Annotated in this window: 24 protein-coding genes; 11 read left to right on the plus strand and 13 right to left on the minus strand. The window is 68.3% G+C overall.

The genetic code is table 11. The annotated features are described in order from the left end of the window. Positions 1-78: 78 nt before the first annotated feature. From CSW60_RS12750 to CSW60_RS12760, 3 genes are read right to left on the minus strand one after another with little or no spacing between them, the layout of a single operon-like run. A complete protein-coding gene (locus CSW60_RS12750) occupies positions 79-918 on the minus strand; it encodes an aldo/keto reductase (protein WP_099537742.1) in 840 nt (279 codons plus the stop codon). A gap of 22 nt (positions 919-940) precedes the next feature. Next, on the minus strand, positions 941-1,597 hold the full coding sequence (locus CSW60_RS12755; RefSeq protein WP_099537743.1) for a Pr6Pr family membrane protein: 657 nt from the start codon (positions 1,595-1,597) through the stop codon (positions 941-943). Then, positions 1,594-1,959, minus strand: coding sequence for an MmcQ/YjbR family DNA-binding protein (locus CSW60_RS12760; protein WP_099537744.1), 366 nt, complete (start codon positions 1,957-1,959; stop codon positions 1,594-1,596). Before CSW60_RS12760 ends, CSW60_RS12755 begins: the two co-directional genes overlap by 4 nt. Before the next feature lie 42 nt (positions 1,960-2,001). Here CSW60_RS12760 and CSW60_RS12765 point away from each other — a divergent pair, with 42 nt between their 5' ends. Further along, positions 2,002-2,862 carry an NAD(P)-dependent oxidoreductase gene (locus CSW60_RS12765; RefSeq protein ID WP_099539114.1) on the plus strand — a complete coding sequence of 287 codons (861 nt, stop codon included), beginning with the start codon at positions 2,002-2,004 and terminating at the stop codon, positions 2,860-2,862. Here CSW60_RS12765 and CSW60_RS12770 read toward each other — a convergent pair. From CSW60_RS12770 to CSW60_RS12795, 6 genes are all read right to left on the minus strand, one after another. Beyond that, a complete protein-coding gene (locus CSW60_RS12770) occupies positions 2,859-3,398 on the minus strand; it encodes a zinc/iron-chelating domain-containing protein (protein WP_099537745.1) in 540 nt (179 codons plus the stop codon). The genes CSW60_RS12765 and CSW60_RS12770 overlap by 4 nt on opposite strands. After that, complete coding sequence (locus tag CSW60_RS12775) at positions 3,395-3,844, minus strand: zinc/iron-chelating domain-containing protein (protein ID WP_099537746.1); 450 nt, start codon at positions 3,842-3,844, stop codon at positions 3,395-3,397. Before CSW60_RS12775 ends, CSW60_RS12770 begins: the two co-directional genes overlap by 4 nt. A gap of 88 nt (positions 3,845-3,932) precedes the next feature. Then, complete coding sequence (locus CSW60_RS12780; protein WP_099537747.1) at positions 3,933-4,463, minus strand: hypothetical protein; 531 nt, start codon at positions 4,461-4,463, stop codon at positions 3,933-3,935. A 55-nt stretch (positions 4,464-4,518) separates the two neighbouring features. Continuing rightward, positions 4,519-4,872, minus strand: a complete 354-nt coding sequence (locus CSW60_RS12785; protein WP_099537748.1) for a VOC family protein — start codon at positions 4,870-4,872, stop codon at positions 4,519-4,521. Positions 4,873-4,916: 44 nt separating this feature from the next. Then, complete coding sequence (locus CSW60_RS12790) at positions 4,917-5,576, minus strand: methyltransferase (RefSeq protein ID WP_099537749.1); 660 nt, start codon at positions 5,574-5,576, stop codon at positions 4,917-4,919. 25 nt (positions 5,577-5,601) lie between these two features. After that, the gene (locus CSW60_RS12795) at positions 5,602-6,543 is read right to left on the minus strand and encodes a fatty acid desaturase family protein (RefSeq protein WP_099539115.1); all 942 of its coding nucleotides are present in this window, start codon (positions 6,541-6,543) and stop codon (positions 5,602-5,604) included. A gap of 70 nt (positions 6,544-6,613) precedes the next feature. Here CSW60_RS12795 and CSW60_RS12800 point away from each other — a divergent pair, with 70 nt between their 5' ends. Further along, positions 6,614-6,952, plus strand: a complete 339-nt coding sequence (locus CSW60_RS12800) for a lysozyme inhibitor LprI family protein (RefSeq protein WP_099537750.1) — start codon at positions 6,614-6,616, stop codon at positions 6,950-6,952. Positions 6,953-7,075: 123 nt separating this feature from the next. On the opposite strand, the gene ubiA is transcribed toward CSW60_RS12800, so the two are convergent. Beyond that, positions 7,076-8,011: a 4-hydroxybenzoate octaprenyltransferase gene (gene ubiA, locus CSW60_RS12805; RefSeq protein ID WP_099537751.1), complete on the minus strand. Its 936-nt coding sequence runs from the start codon at positions 8,009-8,011 to the stop codon at positions 7,076-7,078. A gap of 188 nt (positions 8,012-8,199) precedes the next feature. On the opposite strand from ubiA, the gene CSW60_RS12810 reads away from it, so the two are divergent. The 4 genes from CSW60_RS12810 (at position 8,200) to CSW60_RS12825 (ending at position 12,146) form a co-directional block, all read left to right on the plus strand. Then, the gene (locus CSW60_RS12810) at positions 8,200-9,660 is read left to right on the plus strand and encodes a catalase (RefSeq protein ID WP_099537752.1); all 1,461 of its coding nucleotides are present in this window, start codon (positions 8,200-8,202) and stop codon (positions 9,658-9,660) included. Between the two features lie 68 nt (positions 9,661-9,728). After that, on the plus strand, positions 9,729-9,971 hold the full coding sequence (locus tag CSW60_RS12815; RefSeq protein ID WP_099537753.1) for a hypothetical protein: 243 nt from the start codon (positions 9,729-9,731) through the stop codon (positions 9,969-9,971). Positions 9,972-10,040: 69 nt separating this feature from the next. Beyond that, a complete protein-coding gene (locus tag CSW60_RS12820) occupies positions 10,041-10,325 on the plus strand; it encodes a DUF454 family protein (RefSeq protein ID WP_099537754.1) in 285 nt (94 codons plus the stop codon). A gap of 27 nt (positions 10,326-10,352) precedes the next feature. Next, a complete protein-coding gene (locus CSW60_RS12825) occupies positions 10,353-12,146 on the plus strand; it encodes an ABC transporter ATP-binding protein (RefSeq protein ID WP_099537755.1) in 1,794 nt (597 codons plus the stop codon). Here the strand turns inward: CSW60_RS12825 and CSW60_RS12830 are convergent. Further along, entirely contained in the window at positions 12,143-13,939 is a 1,797-nt protein-coding gene (locus tag CSW60_RS12830; protein ID WP_099537756.1) for a DUF4153 domain-containing protein, read from the minus strand. The genes CSW60_RS12825 and CSW60_RS12830 overlap by 4 nt on opposite strands. Before the next feature lie 103 nt (positions 13,940-14,042). On the opposite strand from CSW60_RS12830, the gene CSW60_RS12835 reads away from it, so the two are divergent. Both CSW60_RS12835 and CSW60_RS12840 read left to right on the plus strand, forming a co-directional pair. Continuing rightward, a complete protein-coding gene (locus CSW60_RS12835; protein ID WP_099537757.1) occupies positions 14,043-15,551 on the plus strand; it encodes a S10 family peptidase in 1,509 nt (502 codons plus the stop codon). A 64-nt stretch (positions 15,552-15,615) separates the two neighbouring features. After that, positions 15,616-15,999, plus strand: coding sequence for an iron chaperone (locus CSW60_RS12840; RefSeq protein ID WP_099537758.1), 384 nt, complete (start codon positions 15,616-15,618; stop codon positions 15,997-15,999). A 14-nt stretch (positions 16,000-16,013) separates the two neighbouring features. Here CSW60_RS12840 and CSW60_RS12845 read toward each other — a convergent pair whose 3' ends face one another. After that, a complete protein-coding gene (locus CSW60_RS12845; RefSeq protein ID WP_236634276.1) occupies positions 16,014-16,997 on the minus strand; it encodes a LysR family transcriptional regulator in 984 nt (327 codons plus the stop codon). A gap of 102 nt (positions 16,998-17,099) precedes the next feature. Between CSW60_RS12845 and CSW60_RS12850 the strand changes: the two genes are divergently transcribed. Together CSW60_RS12850 and CSW60_RS12855 are read left to right on the plus strand one after the other, a co-directional pair. After that, complete coding sequence (locus CSW60_RS12850) at positions 17,100-17,393, plus strand: nuclear transport factor 2 family protein (protein ID WP_236634277.1); 294 nt, start codon at positions 17,100-17,102, stop codon at positions 17,391-17,393. Next, complete coding sequence (locus CSW60_RS12855; RefSeq protein WP_099537761.1) at positions 17,390-18,178, plus strand: SDR family oxidoreductase; 789 nt, start codon at positions 17,390-17,392, stop codon at positions 18,176-18,178. The genes CSW60_RS12850 and CSW60_RS12855 overlap by 4 nt, the downstream gene beginning before the upstream one ends. Positions 18,179-18,190: 12 nt before the next feature. Here the strand turns inward: CSW60_RS12855 and ppk2 are convergent, their stop codons facing one another. Further along, a complete protein-coding gene (gene ppk2, locus CSW60_RS12860; RefSeq protein ID WP_099537762.1) occupies positions 18,191-18,952 on the minus strand; it encodes a polyphosphate kinase 2 in 762 nt (253 codons plus the stop codon). 46 nt (positions 18,953-18,998) lie between these two features. Between ppk2 and CSW60_RS12865 the strand changes: the two genes are divergently transcribed. After that, complete coding sequence (locus tag CSW60_RS12865) at positions 18,999-19,715, plus strand: 16S rRNA (uracil(1498)-N(3))-methyltransferase (protein ID WP_099537763.1); 717 nt, start codon at positions 18,999-19,001, stop codon at positions 19,713-19,715. Positions 19,716-19,729 lie beyond the last annotated feature (14 nt).

Consider the following 19,729-nt stretch of genomic DNA (forward strand, 5'->3'; position numbering starts at 1 on the left):
AGCCTCCCTCTGAGCCTCAACGCTAAGGTCCAGCGCAGCGGAGAACAAGCTTGCCGAGTGTGAATCGCTTTGGAGCGCCTATTCCGCGTCCCAGCGATAGGCCTTGTCCAGCCAGTCGCCGATCCGTCCGTCCGGGCGCGCCAGGCCGTGGATCTCGGCCATCTCCTTCTCCGACAGCTCGAAGTCGAGGATGTCGAAGTTCTCCTCGACGCGCTTGGGGTTGCTGGTGCGCGGAATGGCGATGATCCCCTGCTGGATGATCCAGCGCAGGGTCACCTGGCCCGGCGTCTTGCCGTGGGCGCGGCCGATGTCGATCAGCAGCGGGTCCTGGGCCACCTTGCCCTGGGCCAGCGGCGACCAGGCGGTGATCGAGACGCCCAGCTGGTCGGCCTTGGCCTTCAGGGTCTTCAGCGACAGATAGGGGTGGTACTCGACCTGGTCGGTGGCGATCGGCGCGTCCGACAGCTTGGCGGCCTCTTCCAAAAGGGCCGAGGGGAAGTTCGACAGGCCGATGGCGCGGGTCCAGCCCTTGGCGCGGACCTCGTTCAGCGCGCCCAGGGTCTCGGCCAGCGGCACGTCGGGCTTGGGCCAGTGCAGCAGCAGGAGATCGACGTGGTCGAGGCCCAGCTTTTCCAGGCTGATCTCGGCGGAGCGCTGCAGGTCGCCATCGGCGAACTGGTCGATCCAGACCTTGGTGGTGACGAAGAGGTCGTCGCGCTTGATCCCGCTATTCTTGATCGCCGCGCCGACGTCGCGCTCGTTGCCATAGATCTGGGCCGTGTCGATGTGGCGGTAGCCGACCTCCAGGGCCTTCTCGACCAGCGGGACGGCGGTCCCGTTCTCCAGCTGCCAGGTGCCAAAGCCGATGGCGGGCATCAGGACGTCGCCGGAGCGAATGGCGGGGACGAGCTTGGACATCGAGAAACTCCGAGAAAGACGGTCAGGCGGATATGGGCGCCGGTTTGGCCTGCGCCATCCGGGTCCGAACGCGCAGGATGGCGATGAAGATCAGGCAGACCAGCGCGAAGGCCACGCCCATCTGGACGATCGTCAAGAGAACAGGCGGATAGCCTCGCTTGGTCACGTCCATGAAGGGATAAGGATAGAAGCCCGAGACCGCGCCGTGCGCCAGGGTCCAGGCGCCGAACAGGGCGGGGAAGGCCATCGCTTTCAAGGCCGCGATCCAGCGCGCCTCGCCCTCGCCGCCACGCAGGGCCAGGTCGAGCAGGAAGGCGGCCGGGGTGATCGTGTGGTTCAGCGTGGTGGCGACCAGGCGCAGGCCCTGCGGGTTCCAGGTGTGGGCCAGCATGGTGTGATAGACCACGGCCGTGATCGCCAGATAGGTCGCGATCGCCGCGCGCGGACCAGACTTCTCCGACCACGCCGCCAGCCGGCTGTCCGGCGCGATCAGCGGCGCGGCCAGGGCGACGGCCGCCAGGGCGTTCGACAGGATCGTGAAATAGCTGAAGAACTCGACGGTCTTGGCCGGCAGGGTGGCCAGGGTCTCGTCATAGGCCATCAGGCCGTACTGCAGCAGCGGCCCCGCCGCCGCGACCAGCGCGATCAGCAGCCGCCAGGCCTTGGTCTTGTCGGTCATGCGTTCCCCGTTGGGTGGTTCTCGTCCCAGGCTTTCAGCACCTTCTTCGGCGCGGTCGCCCGCCATTGGCGCAGCACCAGCCCCTGCACCGTTCCTGGATGGGCGCCGGCCAGGCGGATCAGAACGTAAGGATAGCCGCGGAAGTGATCCGTGACATGGAAGACGTCTGGCTCGGCCTCGATCAGCATCTCGCGCTCGTCGAACGGCACGCCGGGACAGACCAGGCTTTCGCCGTCCTCGAACAGGCGGGTCAGGAACTTGCCATGCGCCTTCAGGCAGGGACGGCCATAGGCGGTCCCGTGTTCGACGCCGGGCAGGCGCAAGGCGAAGGCGACGACCTCGTCATAGGTCATGGGTGTCATAGGTCATGGGCAACCCCTCGGAGACGCGACTATATGTTGGCCATGGACTCCGACAACACCCTCAAGACGCCCATCCTGGTGCTGGGCGCGACCAGCCTGATCGGCGGCCACCTGATGGCCCGGCTGGCGGACGAGGGGTTCGATCCCGTCGCCATCAGCCGCCGCCCGCCCGCCGGAGACGCCTGCTGGGTCGACGTCGACCTGACCGATCCGGACGTGGAGACGCGCCTGCCGCCGGCGGCGACGGTGTTCTCGCTGTCGCCGATCTGGTTGCTGCCGGCGGTGCTGCCTGGGCTGAAGGCGCGGGGCATGGTGCGGCTGATCGCCTTCTCCTCGACCAGCCGCTTCACCAAGGTCGCCTCGCCCGAACCCGCCGAGCGCGCGGTGGCGAAGGCGCTGCTCGACGCCGAGCAGGCGGTCGAGACCTGGTGCGCCGAGCACGGCGTCGCCTGGACGATCCTGCGGCCGACCCTGATCTATGACGAAGGCCACGACGAGAATGTCAGCCGCATCGCGCGGCTGGTGACACGCTTCCACGTCATGCCGCTATCGGGACGCGGCGAGGGCCTGCGCCAGCCGGTGCACGCCGCGGATCTGGCGGTCGGCGCCCTGGCGGCGGGGAAAGCGTCGGCGGCGCTGAACCGGGCCTATGACCTGGTCGGCGGCGAGACCCTGACCTATCGGGCGATGGTCGACCGGGTGTTCGAGGGGCTGGGCAAGACCCCGCGCAGCCTGCCGATGCCGCCCTGGCTGTTTGCTCTGCTGATGCGGCTGGCCAAGCCCTTCTATCCCGGCGCCACGGCGGCGATGGGGACGCGCATGGGCCAGGACCTGACCTTCGACTCTTCGGACGCGATGCGGGACTTTGGCTGGGCGCCGAGGGATTTTCATCCGCGATTCTAGTCGACGTCGGCCAGCACCATGGCGAAGGGCGTCAGGGCGCCGTCCTGCTCGACATAGCCGCTGACCAGCTTGCGGTCGGGCGGCAGGACGCCAAGGTCGATCTCCTCGGTCGGGAAGACCACCGTCCGGCGATCGCCAACGCAGACCACCAGCTCGTAGCCCTCCAGCGCCCGGCGCGACATCGCCTTGATGTAGGAATAATACGGCTCGCGCCGCCAGGCGGCGGGCTTGCCCGGATCGACGACGACGTTCAGCCGCTTGCCGTCGCGGTCGGAATACATGACGAAGCCGGCCTTGTCCGGCCGCCACTCGTCGCCCAGGCGGGACGAGGTCAGCCACAGGCAGTGAAAGCCCCGGCAGGCCGGCGGACGATGCTCGTAGTAGCCGCAGCCGCCGCCCTTCTTGAAATGGCCGCACCAGACGCCGTCGGGCTTCTCCAAAGCCTCGATGGCCAGGACCTTGCAGCACAGACCGCAGGATCCGCAGGCCTTGCCCGGGGCGGGTTGTTCGACGGTCAAGGTTTGGTCGTCGCTCATCGCGGCAGGGTCCTTATCACGCCAAGATCGACATCGCCCTCGGGCCGCATCTCCCAGGCGCGTTCGCCGACGATCACGTTGAGGGCGAGGCCCTTGGCGGCGCCCTGCTGGGCCCAGACGCGCAGGGTTCCGTAGAACGGCGGCTTGCGCCAGGCGTCGGGACGGGCTGGATCGACCTCGACCACCAGGCGCTGGCCGTCGTCCTCGCGGTGCAGGATGAACCGCGCGCGGTCCGGCCGCCACTCGGGACCCAGATGCTTGGCCTGCAGCCAGTAGCAGGCGTAGTCGGCGCAAGCCTTGGGGCGGTCCGCATAGATGGCGCAGCCCGAGCCCTTGCGGAAATGCCCGCACCAGGCGTGCGGCGGCTTCGCCAGCGCCTCTACGCCCATCAGCTTGCAGCACATGCCGCAGTCGCCGCAGCTCCGCTCGCCGTTCTCGGCGCCCATCCCGTCCCTCGCCCCCAGAGCAAGAGCTCCAGGCTGATCGTCAGGGGGCGGACGTTAGCGGCGCTGTGTGACGGTTTGATGGGCGCGCCTACCGCGCCGGGCAGGCCGAGCGGGTCAGGGCGTAGGCGGCGAATGGAGAGTCCTTGCCGCCGGCGCGGGCGACGATGCTCCAGGACAGCTTGTCGCCGTCCAGCCGCCAACGGTTGACGAAGGCGGCGTCCGGATAGGGATAGGTGATGTCGAACCCGCCCGGGACCGCCTCGCCCTTGCCGACGGCGGTGAAGTCGCCGCCGAAGCTGTCGGCCCAGAAGCCCGAGACGCCGATCGCCGGTCCGTCCTTGGGCGCGGGACCCCGACCGGCCAGGACCAGATGGGCGGCGTAGCGGTCGGCCGGATCGGCCTTGGCGTGGCTGTCGGCGTCGACGGTCAGCGCGGTCTCGAGCGCGGCGGGTCTGACCGCCAGCGTTATATCGACCGCCTTGCCCATCACGTCGCCTTCGCCGCGCCAGCAGCCTTCCAGCGCCTTGACCGAGGCGGGGATGGGCGCGGGCGGCGGATCCTCGGCGCACGCGACTCCGGTCATGCCCGCCAGCGCGAGACCCAGAAACAACGCCCGCATGTCATCCCCCTCGAAAAGCACGGGCGGCGAACCGACAGCGATTCGCCGCGTCGACCTATTCGACGCCCGTGGCGCTCCAGACGCCCAGCTCGTTGCCGGATGGGTCGGTGAAGTGGAAGCGGCGACCGCCGGGGAAGCTGAAGATCGGCGCGGTGATCGTCCCGCCCGCCTTGACGACCTTGTCCAGCATGGCCTCCAGGTCGTGGGCGTAGAGGATGACCAACGGTCGGTCGGTCGAACCCTCTTGCGGCTTGGCGAAGCCGCCGTCCGAACCCTCGCCCTCGAAGGCGGCGTAGTCCGGGCCGTAGTCGACGAAGGTCCAGCCGAAGGCGGCGGAATAGAAGGCCTTGGTCGCGGGCAGATCGCCGGCGGGCCATTCGATGTAGTCGATCTTGCCGTCCTCGCGCATGGCGATCTCCTCAAACAATGTTCTTTATTTGTTCTAGTTCGCCCTCAGGGCAGAGTCCAGACGCTGGTGCGCTTGACGGCCAGGTCTTCCAGCTCGCGGGTGGTCGGCACCTGGTACTCGGCCAGTTTCTCGAGTCCCTCCTTGGGGAAGTAGGTGCGGCCCGGATCGCCGATCAGCACGCGGGCGCCCGCGGCGTGGCCCTGCCGCAGCCAGGCCATCACCGCCTCCGCCATCGGGCGCTCGTAGCAGATGTCGCCGGCCAGCAGCACGTCGGCTTGCGGCGGCGGGGCGGTGAGCAGGTTCTGGTCGGTGAAGGCGATCTCGACGCCGTTGGCCTGCGCGTTCAGGCCGACGGCGGCCTCGCAGAAGACGTCGATGTCGGCGGCCAGCACGCTCGCCGCGCCCGCCTTCATCGCCGCCACGGCGACGATGCCCGAGCCGGTGGCGAAGTCGATCACCCGCTTGCCGGCGACGATCTCGGGATGGTCGAGGACATAGCGCGCCAGGGCCTGGCCGCCCGCCCAGGCGAAGGCCCAGAACGGCGGCGGCAGGCCGATCTCCTCTAGCGCCTCTTCGGTCAGCTTCCAGATCGGCGTGACCTCGTCGGCTAGGTGAAGCTTGAGCTCCGGCGTATGCGGCGGCGCCTGCAGGCGGGTGTTGTCGCGGATGAAAGCCCGGCGGCCTTCCAGAGTCTGGACGATCATGGACGGCGTTAGAGCATGCCCGGCCTCAGGCCGCGATGGGTTTGCTCGACGCGGCCTTCAGCACCGACAGATAGCCCGGCGCGGTCAGCATGCCGTCGGTCAGGCCCTTCTGCTCCAGCAGCCGGTGCGCCAAGGGCAGGTTCCAGCACGGGGTGTGCATGAACATGTGGTGCTCGGCGTGGAAGTTGACGTGGTAGGGCGCGACCAGGGCGCGCTCGATCCAGTTGGCGTGGGTGGTGCGAGCATGGCGGAAGGGATCGGGCTCGTCCTTGGCGACCAGGGCGTGCTCGGCGATGTTGCGCAGGCGGGTGACCAGCGGGAACCAGGTCGCCATCGGAACGACCCAAAGCGCCAGCCACGCCCACCACAACCCGAACGCCGACAGCACGACCAGCAGCCCCAGGTTCCACAGCAGGAACGGCGCCTGCCGGGCGACCTCGCCGGCGAAGATCGCGCCCTTCGGCTGGCCCTTGGCCTTGGCCAGCAGGAAGCCGAAGCGCTGCTTGAAGAAGGTCTGGCCCGTCAGGTCGCGGATCATCTTCCGGCGCAGCGAGGCGGCGGTGGTGGGGAAGGGCGCGGAGAGAATGAGGTCCGGATCCTCGGCCTGCTGGGCGTATTTGTGGTGGGTCAGGTGATAGGGGCGGTAGCGCGCCAGGGAGGCTCCGATCGGGGCGGCGCACAGCCACTCGCCCAGCCAGTCATTGACCTTGAGATTGGGATGGAGGCCGCCGTGCGCGGCCTCGTGCATCAGGATCGCCAGGCCCAGCTGCCGGGCGCCGATCAGCATCACGGCGATCAGGTAGGTCAGCGGATTGGGGAAGACCACGAACAGGGCCCCGGCCGCGACGATCACCGCCCAGGCGTGGGCGACCATTGCAATCCCGCGCCAGGACGAGCGCGCGGAAATCCGCGTCCATTCGTCGGGCGTGAACAGGTTCTGCGGTTTGACGCGGGCGGCGACGGCCATGGAACGGATCATGTCACATTCAGCTTAGGCCCGACAGGATGACCCTGCGTCATGACTTCTGGAGGTTCCGATGCGCCGCCTGATCACAGCTCTTGTCCTGGCCGTCGCCGCGACGCCCGCCGCCGCCGCCAGCTTCGACTGCGCCAAGGCGAGGGCCACCGACGAGCGGGCCATCTGCGCCAACCGCGCGCTGAACGACCAGGACGTCCGCGTCGACCAGCTGTACGGCATCACCCGCCATCTCGTGCCGATGGGCGGCCGCGACGCGATCATCGGCGACCAGCGCGCCTGGCTGAAGAGCCGCCATGCCTGCGGGGCGAACCAAGCCTGCCTGGCCAGGAGTTACGATCGGCGGCTGGCCGAGCTGAACCAGGTGATGGAACGGGTGTACCGCCAGGGGCCGTTCTAGAAAGCCCCTTGCCCCTCGCGGGGAAGGGGTCGGGGATGGGGGCGCTGCTCCGTGGTGGCCGAGGTTGGCGCTGACACCCCCCCCCCCCTGCCCCTCCCCGCAAGGGGGAGGGGAAGCGCCGCGTTAAAAGCTCACGCCGGGCTTCCACAGCCCCGCCACGAGACCCAGCACCACCAGAAGCCCCGCCAAGGCGTTCGACTTGAACAGCTTCAGCGCGCCCGGTCCGTCCTCGATCCGCACCGCCGCCGCCTGGCGCGACAGGTGCAGGGCGAAGGCGCCGGCGAACGGCAGGAACAGCGGGCCGAGGCCCCCGACCCAGGCCGAGGCGACGACCAGCGCCACGGAGGCCCCGTAGAAGCCCGCGACGCCCAGCTTCACGTGTTTGCCCAGGCGGCGCGTCGAGGACTTGATGCCGGCCAGGGCGTCGTCCTCGATGTCCTGGATCGCGTAGATCGTGTCGTAGCCCAGGGTCCAGAAGATCCCCGAGGCGTAGAGCAGGGCGGCCGACCAGGACAGATGCCCGACGGCGGCGGCGTAGCCCAAGAGGGCGCCCCAGTTGAAGGTCAGGCCCAGCCACGCCTGCGGCCACCAGGTGATCCGCTTCATGAACGGATAGGCCGCCACCAGGCCCAGCGACAGCACGCCCAGCAGGATCGCCGTCCAACCCAGGCAGATCAGAATCAGGAAGCTGATCAGGCTGCAGCCGATCAGAAAGCCCCAGGCCTGCTTGACGCTGATCAGCCCGGCCGGGATCGGCCGCAGGGCGGTGCGGGCGACCTGGGCGTCGAAGTCGCGGTCGACGATGTCGTTGAAGGCGCAGCCGGCCGCTCGCATCAGGGCCGCGCCGACGAACACGGCCAGCAGCAACAGCGGATTGGGCCAGCGGCCCTGCTCGGCGGCGGCCAGGGCGATCCCCTGCCAGCCCGGCAGCATCAAGAGCCAGATCCCCGCCGGCCGGTCGAAGCGGCCCAGCTTCAGCCACGGCCGCAGGCGTTCGGGCGCGTGGCGATCGACCCAGTTGGTCGCCGCGGCGTCGGGCAGGATGGCGTGCGTGTTCATGGCCGCAGGCTTACCCGCGCCGGCGCAAGGCGAAAAGAGCGGCCATAACGTTCAAGCCCGACGGAGCGCGATCGGCCAAGCTCACCTATGCGTACATAGATAAATCCAATCCCGTCGAGAAAAACGATCAATTGGATTTATGTAAGGCCGAGGGCCAAGGTTCGCTCACACCCAAGGCGGAGGCAGCCATGACCAAGACGACCATGACGACGACGGCCGGCGCGCCGATCGCGGACAACCAGAATTCGATCAGCGCCGGTCCGCGCGGTCCGCTGCTGATGCAGGACTACCAGCTGCTGGAAAAGCTGGCCCACCAGAACCGTGAGCGCATTCCCGAGCGCGTCGTCCACGCCAAGGGCTCGGCCGCTTATGGCACGCTGAAGATCACCCACGACATCAGCCGCTGGACCAAGGCCAAGGCCTTGCAGCCGGGCGCGGAAAGCGAGGTGCTGCTGCGCTTCTCGACCGTCGCGGGCGAGCGCGGCGCGGCGGACGCCGAGCGCGACGTGCGCGGCTTCGCGCTGAAGGTCTATACCGAGGAAGGCAACTGGGACCTCGTGGGCAACAACACGCCGGTGTTCTTCATCCGCGATCCGCTGAAGTTCCCTGACTTCATCCGCACCCAGAAGCGCCACCCGGTGACCAACCTGCGCTCGCCGACGGCGATGTGGGATTTCTGGAGCTTGAGCCCCGAGAGCCTACACCAGGTCACGACCCTGTTCAGCGACCGGGGCCTGCCGCAGGGCTACCGCTTCATGCACGGCTTTGGCAGCCACACCTACAGCTTCCTCAACGCCGCCAATGAGCGCGTGTGGGTCAAGTTCCACTTCAAGTCCCAGCAGGGGATCAAGAACTGGACGAACGCCGAAGGCAATGCCGTGATCGCGGGCGACCGCGAGAGCGCCCAGCGCGACCTGTTCGAGGCGATCGAGCGCGGCGACTACCCGCGCTGGACCTTCTCCCTACAGATCATGACCGAGGAAGAGGCCGAGCGGACGTCCTACAACCCGTTCGACCTGACCAAGGTCTGGCCGCACGGCGAGTTCCCGCTGATCGAGGTCGGCGTGCTGGAGCTGAACCGCAACCCGGACAACTATTTCGCCGAGGTCGAGCAGAGCTCGTTCTCGCCGTCGAACATCGTCCCGGGGATCGGCTTCTCGCCGGACAAGGTGCTGCAGGCGCGGATCTTCGCCTATGCCGACGCCCACCGGTATCGGATCGGCACGCACTACGAGGCGCTGCCGGTGAACCGTCCGCGCTGCCCGGTGCATCACTACCACGCCGACGGCGCGATGCGGTTCGACAGTCCGCCGCGCACCGACGCCTGGTATGAGCCGAACAGCTTCGGCGGGCCGGTCGAGGATCCGTCCGCGGCCGAGCCGCCGCTGCCGCTGCATGGCGACGCGGACCGGTTCAACCACCGGGACGGCAATGATGACTACAGCCAGCCCGGCGCCCTGTTCCGCCTGATGAGCCCCGACCAGCAGACCCAGCTGTTCGACAATATCGCGGCGGCCATGCAGGGCGTGCCCGAAGCGATCATCAAGCGCCAGCTGGTCCACTTCCACCGGGCCGATCCGGCCTACGCCGCGGGCGTCGCCCAACGCGTGGGAGTCTCGATCGCCGACATCGCCATCGCCGCCGAATAGGCGACGATTTCGGGGAGGACCGCATCACCGCTCCGTTGGTTCTCCCCGTCCTTTTTTGGAGTTCGACAATGACCACCGCCGCTCTTCGTGTTTCCGGTTGGAGCCTGCTGATGGCCGGCGGGGCGGCCGGGATCGTGCTGCCGCATCCGGTGACCACCACCCTCTGGACCGCCGCCGCGCGGCTGTTCGACAAGGCTGGCGATCGCGGCATGGTCGCGCGCCTGACCTCGGCGACCAAGTTCGGGCCGCGCATTCGGCGCGGTCTGGTCAAGGATCGCGACTCTAGCGCCCTTCGCCTGAGCCTCGCTTAAGGGTTCGCGATGTTGCGAGCCGCTCTCAATTCTCTCGACAGCGGGTTCGCCGGGCGCGAGGATCGGGCCATGGCTTCCGCCGCTCCGGATCGAAAATCGCGCCGCCGCCGTCTCAGCCGCGCCGAGCGCTGGGCGCTCGACGGCTTGGGCGGGGTGCTGGTCGCCACCGGGGCGGTCGGCATCGTCACGCCGGGCCTGCCCACCACCGTCTTCTGGATCGGAGCGGTGGTCTGCTTCCTGAAGACCCGCCCGCACGCCGTCCGCCCGATGCTGCGCACGCCCGTGGTCGGACCGGCGATCCGCGGCTTCCTGCGCTGGCGCCCGTTCGGACGGCGAAAAGGCGCCTCCCGCTAAGGCTCGCAAGGCCCTATCTAGCGGGCCATGACCGATATCCTCGAGGACGAAGACGAAATCGGCGCCAAGAAGCGCGCGCTGTCCAACCGCCAGGTGCTGGCCTTCGTGGCCCGCTTCTGGAAGCGGCGGCCGCTGCTGTTTGGCCTGGGCGTCGGCCTGACCCTGGTGGCGGTCGGCTTCGACCTCGCTCTGCCCTACGCCTCGGGACATCTCGTCGACACCGTCGCCAGCAAGCCTCGCGGCCACACCGACGCCTGGTCGGCCCTGGCCATGTTCATCGGCGTCTATTTCGCCTTCGCGGTGGTGCGCAACATCGCCCACCGGTTCTGGATCCCGCTGGCGGCCCGGAACATGGAGGAGATGACCAACGAGAGCTTCGCCAAGGTGCAGGCTTTCTCGTCGGATTGGCATGCCGACAGCTTCGCCGGCGCGACGGTGCGCAAGCTGACCCGCGCTATGTGGGGCTATGACAGCGTCACCGACGCGGTGACCATCTGGCTGGGCCCCGGCGTCATCGTCCTGATCGGCCTGTCGATCGCCATGCTGATCCGCCAACCGCTGGCCGGCGGGATCTCGCTGGTGGTGGTGGTCGCCTATTTGTCGGTGAACCTATGGGTCACCGAGCGTTATGTGCGGCCCAGCAACCTGAAGTCCAACGCGCTCGACTCCCAGATTGGCGGGGCCCTGGCCGACGCGGTGACCTCGAACCCCACCGTGAAGAGCTTCGGCGCCGAGGAGCGCGAGGCCCAACGCCTGGCCGAGGTGACGGCCGCCTGGCGCGACGCGGTGATGGTCACCTGGAACCGCTTCACCGACGTGTGGCTGGGCCAGAACCTGCTGCTGGTCGTGCTGCAGGCCGGCCTGACCGGCGCGATGGTCTGGGGCTGGACGCAAGGCACGGCCACGCCGGGCGATGTGGCCTTCGCGATCACCGCCTTCATGCTGATGAGCGGCTACTTGCGGAACCTGGGCGAGAACATCCGCATGCTGCAGAAGGGCCTCGACGACACTGAAGATGTCGCCGCCTGGACCCGGCTGGACCCCCAGATCGCCGACGCCCCTGGCGCGCCGGACTTCCAGCCGGGCCCCGGCGCGATCGAGTTCCGGGACGTGACCTTCCGCTACAAGGCCGCCGGCGCGCCGCTGTACGATCATTTCAGCCTGAAGATCGCGCCCGGCGAGCGGGTGGCCCTGGTCGGGCCGACGGGCTCGGGCAAGTCGACCTTCGTCAAGCTGGTCCAGCGCCTCTATGACCTGCAGGACGGCGCGGTGCTGATCGACGGTCAGGATGTCTCGAAGGTGACCCAGGCGTCCCTGCGCCGCGCCATCGCGGTGGTGCCTCAGGACCCGGCCCTGTTCCACCGCACGCTGTTCGAGAACATCGCCTACGCCAAGCCGGACGCCACGCGCGAAGAGGTCGAGGCGGCGGCGAAGAAGGCGCGCGCCCACGACTTCATCCTGAAGCTGCCCAAGGGCTACGACACCCTGGTCGGCGAGCGGGGCGTCAAGCTGTCGGGCGGCGAGCGCCAGCGCGTGGCCATCGCCCGCGCCTTCCTGGCCGACGCGCCGATCCTGGTGCTGGACGAAGCGACCTCGTCGCTGGACGTGGAGACGGAAGGGCTCGTCCAGGCCGCCGCCGAGGCGCTGATGGAGGGGCGCACCACGATCGTCATCGCCCACCGCCTGTCGACGGTGCGCGGCGCCGACCGGATCCTGGTCTTCCAGAAAGGCCGCGTCGTCGAGGAAGGCCGCCACGACCAACTGAAAGCGAAGGGCGGCGTCTATGCGCGGCTCAACGCGATCAGCGAGGGGGTGGGTTAGAGGGGAGCGGAGCCAAGAGGGCCTGGCGCGACCGGAGGCCCTCGAGGGCGATTGGGCTTGGAGGCGTCCGGCGCCCCCTCGCAGCCCTTCCCGACCGGTCGGATCATCAGCGCTTTGTCGCCGATGATCAGGTCGCGGGAGGTCCTCGGCTCGCTCATGCGCGCTTGGTCGGCTTCCAGAGCCTCTCCAAGATCAACCGAGCCGCAGCGGGCGCTCGTCTGGGCGACCAGCTCCCAGCGCCCGTTCTGGAACCGGAAGATGTCCGACTGATCGGTCGCGCCCAGCAGCACCTCGTCAGCCCCGTCGCCGTCGAAGTCGAAGATCAGCGCCTTGCAGACAGAACCCGGACCGATGCAGCCACCCCGCGCCTCGGTGTCCCAGGCCTGCTTCACGAAGGAGTCCGGCAGCTTGGCGCCGAGGGGGTAGACCTTGATCCCGCTGAAATCGGGCTTTTCGGGCTGCGCCGGCCGGCGTGCGCCAAGGGCGTCGGCCTCCCGAGCCCGCCGCGCGATCTCGGGCTCACGGCTGCCTTTCAACCGCTCCAGCGCCAGCCGCCCATAGCGCCCGCTCTCGAACCGCAAGAACTGGAAGTCGAACTTCGCCGGCGAGACCTTGCCCGACTCCAGGCGCTTGACCTGGCTCGCCACCGACAGCCGCGCCGGATCGGCGATCGGCGTGAAGAGGGCGATCAGCAGCAGGACGGAGACAGCGGCCATGATCAGGTTGGTCGGCTCCAGCGGCTTCATCCAGTCGCCCGGCCGCGTGGCGGCCAGCGTGTAGCCGATCGTGAAACCCACGGCGACGATCAGGTAGGCTGCCGCCATCACCCGGTCCGGCGTCAGGCCGTACTGGTGGATCCGCAGCCACAGGGCGTAGGCCGTCAGGATGACGATCGGGATCAGCAGCAGGCTCGCCAGCCGCGCGGCCCAGAGCAGGATCGAATTGGGCGGCTCGAGCCCGTCCTGGTAGGCGGCGTTGATCAGGATGATCAGGGCGGCGGCGGCCGACAGCAGCAACGAGGCGGCGGCCTTGGTGCTCCACAGCGGGGCGAGGCCCGTGAACGGCAGGGTGGCCAGAAAGCCGCCGGCGATCACCACCATCAGCGGCAGCAGCCAGGCCAGCAAAACGAGGCCCACCGTCCGCACGCCGCGCACCAGGCCCGCGCGGGCCTCGGTCAATTGCACGGCCATGTGCACGGCGGCGGCGAACATCAGGCCGGTGGCCGGGAAGGCGAAGGCGGTCTCGCCGATCAGCTTCTGGATCGCCGTGACGCCGATCAGCTTGAACAAGGCGCCGGCCAGGAACAGCAGCAGCCAGAAAGCGCCGGTGAAGGCCAGCGACAAGAAGAGGCGGACGGCGTTGGTCCCGACGAGGTCGAAATAGTCGGCATAGGGCGCGACCGGCTTGCCCGAGGCCTCGGCCGGCTGGACCAGGTGGTGGGCGATGAACAGCAGGGCGGCGACGGCGATGAACAGCGGCGGCGACAACGGTCCCGCGCCCAGGCGGTCGGGCGCGGCGCCGACCCAGGCGGCGTGCACGGCCATGATCGCGACCAGCGCCGCGGCCACCGCGCTCCAGGCGAGCAGAGGCCCGCGACGCATCGCCGACAGGGCCGACAGCGGCAGCAGCGGAACCGTCAGCACGCAGACCAGCAGCGGCGCGTAGAGCATGGGCGACGTCGCCGGCCAGCTCTTGGACTCGTCGGCCTTCTGCAGCAGGAAGAGGGCGATGCCCTGCGCCAGGCCGATCGCCAGGCGCGTCAACGCGGCGGCCCGCGCGCTGCTCTTATCCATGCTCGGCGTCTCCCTGGCTTTTCCGCAAGCGAGCACGCTTTGGAACAGTTGTGAAGATTGGCCGGGCGCCCTAGCAATTTCGTCCTCAGTCGAGGGGACGAACATGAAACAGGTTTTCGGAGGCGGCGTCGCGGCCGTGGTGGCGTCGCTGGTGTTGGCGGGTTCGGGGCTGGCGACGCCGGCCTGGGCTCAGGACAAGGGCGGCGACAAGCCCGCCGCGGAGAAGGGCCTCGACCTGCCCGCCCTGCCGGCCGACAAGTCGGTCAAGCAGACCACCGTCATCGCCGGCAAGACCATCGCCTACACCGCCACCGTGGGCTCGCTGCCGGTGCGCGACGAGAAGGGCAAGAAGGTCGCCGAGGTGGTCTACACCTCGTACGTTCTAGACGGTCCGCGCGATCCGAACCGGCCGATCACGATCGCCTTCAATGGCGGTCCGGGCGCGGCCAGCGTCTATCTGAACTTCGCTTTGGGCCCCAAGCGCGTCCAGTTCGGCGCGGAAGGCGATAGCCCCTCGGACTTCAGCAAGCTGCAGGACAATCCGGCCAGCTGGCTGGACTTCACCGATCTCGTCTTCATCGATCCGGTCGGCACGGGCTTCTCGCGCTCGCTGGTCGGCGAGGAGGAGACCAAGAAGCGCTTCTACGGCGTCAAGCAGGACATCGAGTACCTGTCGCGCATCGTCTTCGACTACCTGGTCAAGACCGAGCGCCTGACCTCGCCCAAGTATCTGGTCGGCGAGAGCTACGGCGGTTTCCGCGGCCCGCGCCTGGCCTATGAGCTGCAGACCGACCTGGGCGTCGCCGTGAAGGGCGTCGTGCTGGTCTCGCCGCTGCTGACCAGCGCCGGCCGCGCCTCGCAGGAGATCTCGCCCCTGCCGTCGATGTGGACCCTGCCGTCGATCGCGGCCGCCAAGCTGGAGCGGGACGGCAAGCTGACGCCCGAAAATATGAAGGCCGTCGAGGACTATACGCGCGGGGAATACATGGTCGACCTGATGAAGGGTTCGGACCCGGCCGCTCTCCAGCGCCTGACGACCAAGGTCTCGGCCATGACCGGCCTTGATCCCGACTATGTCCGCCGCGCCGGGGGGCGCCTGGAGACGCAGTCTTTCCTGCGCGAGGTGTTCCGCGACAAGGGGCGCCTCGGCAGCCGCTACGACAGCAACGTCACCTCGCTGGATCCCTTCCCGTTCGCGCCGGAGCAGGAGGTCAACGACCCGATCCTCGACGCGATCATCGCCCCCACGACCAGCGCCATCGTCGACTTCACCACCCGCATCGTCGGCTGGAAGCCGGAAGCGCGCTACGAGGCGCTGTCGAACACCGTCAACCGCCTGTGGGATCGCGGCCGGGGCCCCGACACCGAGTCGGTCACCGACCTGCGCAAGGCCGTCTCGGTCGATCCGAAGCTGAAGGTGCTGATCGTTCACGGCTACAACGACCTGTCGTGCCCGTTCTTCGCCTCGCGCCTGGTCGTCGACGCCATGCCGGCCACGGCCGCCGGCCGGGTGACCCTGTCCAACTATCCGGGCGGCCACATGTTCTACAGCCGTCCCGACAGCGGCGCGGCGTTCCGCAAGGACGTGATGGCGCTGTACGGGGCGAAATAATCGAAGGCCTGTCGGCGGGGAGCTTCCGCGAACGTCCTGAGGTCTAGCGATCGAGGAACGACCGATGATGAAGCCCCCCGCCGCGTCCGTCGACGACTACCTCTCCAAGCTGCCCGCTGACCAGCGGGCGGCGCTGGAGGTTCTCCGCGGCCAGATTCGCGCGCTCGCCCCCGAGGCGACCGAGGCCATCAGCTATGGCCTGCCGACCTTCAAGCTGAACGGCAATCTCGTGCACTTCGGCGCGGCCGCGAAGCACTGCGCCTTCTATCCGGGGGCGGTGGTCACGCAGTTCCAGGATCGCCTGAAGGGTTTCGAGACGGCCAAGGGCACGATCCGCTTCCAGCCGGACGCGCCGCTGCCGCCGGACTTGATCGCCGACATCGTCCGCCATCGCGTCGCCCAGAACGCCGCGATCGCGGCCGAGCGGAAGGCGCGGAAGACGCGATAGGCGCGCCGCGCTTTTCAACCGATCGACGGCCTAAGCGCGTCGCGGGTTTCCCCATGCCGTCGCGCGAAGTCGACGAACGCCTTGAAGGCGGCCGTCGGATTGCGTCGGCTGGGATAGTAGAGGCTCAGAGGCGACAGGGTCGGCGTCCAATCCTCGAGTACGGGCGCAAGGCGGCCGGCCTCGATATCGTCTCTCACGTCGGACTCCATCGCCAGGGCCAGACCGACGGAGGCCAGGGCCGCGGTGCGTGCGAGGCTCGCTTCGTCGAGCGTTAGGGCGCCCTCCACGTCGACCTGGACCGACTGGCCATCCTTCTCGAACGGCCAGCGGTAGATCGCGCCATTCGGAAGCCGAACGCGGAGACAGGAATGCTGGGCGAGGTCCTGGGGGACCACCGGGATGCCGCGCGCTTTCAGATAGCTCGGCGCGCCCACCACGACATTGCGCCGCGCACCGCCTAACGGGACCGCGATCATGTCGGCCGGCACGAAGTCCGCGCTGCGGACGCCGAAGTCGAAGCCGCCCTCGACAATGTCCACCAGCCGACCCTCTGTGACGACATCGATATGCACCTGAGGGTGCACGCGCAGGAACGGTAGGACGAGCCAGGAGAAAATCTCCCGCGCCGCCGTTGGAAAGGCGTTGATCCGCAGCGTGCCCGAGGGAGCGGTCCTTTGAGAGCGGGCAATGTCCATCGCCTCGTGAATGTCCCGCACGGCGGGCGCGACCTGCGAGACAAACTGCCGCCCGGCCTCCGTCAAGGAGACGCTTCGCGTCGTGCGGTTGAAGAGCCGTACGCCCAGAGTGCGCTCCAGCTTCGCGATCGCGTTACTCAGCGCGGTCGTTGAAACCCCAAGCTCAAGCGCGGCCGCGCGAAACTTGCCTCGCCGGGCGACCATGAGAACAGCGTCCAACTCCGTCAGGCTGCTTTGCATCATTGTCCCGACTTTCGAAATGAAACGTCCCGAATTGGCCTGATTATCACGCAACCTGGCCATCTCTACCTTGTCTGGCAAGCGCACTGGCGGCCGCCCGGCTGCGACCGCTGAAGGAGGACAGGAAAGATGTCGCTCGAACTTCCATCGCCGATCGGCGCGTATGTGGACGCCAACGCCCGTCTCGACGCCGCCGCCATGCTTCAACCGTTCGCGGCTGACGCCGTCCTTGTCGACAACGGCGCTGTCTTTCGGGGGCGCGCCGAGATCGGCGGCTTGTTTGAAGAAGCCGTGATCCCGGTGAAGGCGATCTTTACGCCCGACACCGTCCGGCGCGAGGACGGGCAGGTCGTCGTCGAAGGCCCCGCCCGAGGCGACTTCAAGGGCAGTCCGATCCGCTTCACCTACCGCTTCACCCTTGAAGAGGGCCTCATCAAAGCCCTGGAGATCACGGCATGACCCTCAAGGCTGATCCGACCGAATTCGCGGGCAAGCGCGTGCTTGTCAGCGGCGGCTCCAAGGGCCTGGGCCGCGCCACCGTCGATCGTTTCCTGGCCGGCGGCGCCCGGGTGATCACCGCCGCCCGCGGTAACTTGGAGTCCATCGACGGCGTCGAGTTCGTCCAGGCGGACCTGACGACGGTCGAGGGCGGCGAGATGCTGGCCAAGGCCGCGCTCGAACGTCTGGGCGGCGTCGACATTCTCGCCCATGTGATCGGCGGCTCGAAAACCCCGGGCGGCGGCTTTGTCGCCTTGACGGACGATCACTGGCTCTCGGAACTGAACCTGAACCTTCTGGCGACGGTCCGCCTTGATCGTCTGCTGATTCCGCAGATGGTCGAGCGGGGCGCCGGCGCGGTGGTGCACGTCGCTTCGATCCAGGCGGCGCTGCCGCTCCCCGAGACGACCACGGCCTACGCCGCCGCCAAGGCCGCGCTCCGAACCTACAGCAAGTCGATCTCGAAGGAATTGGGTCCCAGAGGCGTGCGGGTGAACGCCGTCTCGCCCGGCTGGATCATGACCGAGGCCTCCGTGGATTTCCTGCAGCGCATCCAGGCCGCCAACGGAGGGACGATCGAGGATGCGCGGCGGTCAGTCCTCGACGGCCTCGGCGGCATTCCGATCGGGCGTCCGGCCGACCCTCATGAAGTCGCGGACCTTATCGCCTATCTGGCCTCGGCTCGCGCCGCCGCGATCCACGGCGCGGAGTTCGTCATTGATGGCGGGACGACGCCGACCGTCTAGAACCGGTTCGTCCTAGCGCGCCAACCTTCCATCCTCTAGCGCGCTGGGCTCGAACGAGAAGATCACCTCGGGGTCGGGCTTGGCTACGCCCTTGGCGATCTTCTTGTCGCCGGCCGCGTGCAGCAGCCAGCGGATGACGTTGAGCCGGGCGGCCTTCTTGTGATCGGCGCGGACGCAGATCCACGGCGCGACGTCGCTGTGGGTGCGCATCAGCATCTCGTCGCGGGCCTTCGTGTAGTCGTCCCACTTCTCCTCGGCGACCCTGTCGAGGTCGCTGGTCTTGAAGGCCTTCAGCGGGTCCTCGCGGCGGGCCTTCAGGCGCTTGGCCTGCTCCTCGCGGCTGATGTCCAGCCAGAACTTCACATAGCGGGTGTCGTTCTCGACCAGCATGCGTTCGAAGGCGGGGACGTCGCGCAGGAACTGCTCCTGCTGCTTGGGCGTCGAGAAGTCCATGACCCGCTCCACCCCGGCGCGGTTGTACCAGGAGCGGTTGAACAGCACCGCCTCGCCGCACGCCGGCAGATATTCGACATAGCGCTGGAAATACCATTCGCTGGCTTCGCGATCGGTGGGCTTTGGCAGGGCCACGACCGTGGTGGCGCGCTTGGAGAGATGCTCGACGATGCGGGAGATCGTCCCATCCTTGCCAGCGGCGTCGCGGCCCTCGAACACGGCCAGGATCTTCCAGCCGTCCTTGATGGCCTTCTTCTGCATGGCGATCAGGGCCAACTGCAGCTGGACCAGTTCGTTGTCGTAGTCGTCGGACTTGCTCATTGGGCGAGCCTACCCCCGAAGGTCTTGATTAGGCTAGAAGGACGCCATGATCCGTCTTTTCGTTCCCAACGACCTGTCGGCCGGCGCCGGCGTCGTCCCCACCGTCGACCAGTCCCGCTACCTGACCTCGGTCATGCGCCTGTCGGTCGGCGACGCGGTGCTGCTGTTCAACGGCCGCGACGGCGAGTGGCGCGCCAGCATCGTCGAGGCGACCAAGCGCGGCTGCCTGCTGAAGGCCGAAGAGCAAACCCGACCGATGCACATCGGGCCGGACCTCGATCTCATCATCGCCATGGTCAAGCGCGGGCGGGTCGAGACGATCGTCGAGAAGGCCGCCGAGCTGGGCGCGCGCCGCGTTCGCCTGACGATCACGCGCCGCACCAATGTCGACTTCGTCAAGCTGGGACGCCTCGACGCCATCGCCATGGAGGCGGCCGAGCAGACCGGCCGTCTCGACGTGCCCGAGATCGTCGATCCCGAGAAGCTGGACAAGATCCTGGACGGCTGGGACCCCGCGCGGCGTCTCGTGTTCTGTGACGAGGGCGGCGACGCCAAGCGGGCCATCGAGGCGCTCGCGGGAACGGGCGGGCCGGCCGCGATCCTGATTGGGCCGGAGGGCGGCTTCGCGCCCGAGGAACGCGAACGGCTGCGGGGGCTTTCCTTCGTCACGCCGGTGTCGCTGGGGCCTCGCATCCTGCGCGCCGACACCGCCGCGATCTCGGCCATGACCCTTTGGCAGGCGGCGGCCGGGGACTGGAGATAGAATTAAGCTCAAGG

The organism is Caulobacter sp. X (genome assembly GCF_002742635.1).
In the GTDB taxonomy this organism is placed as follows: domain Bacteria; phylum Pseudomonadota; class Alphaproteobacteria; order Caulobacterales; family Caulobacteraceae; genus Caulobacter.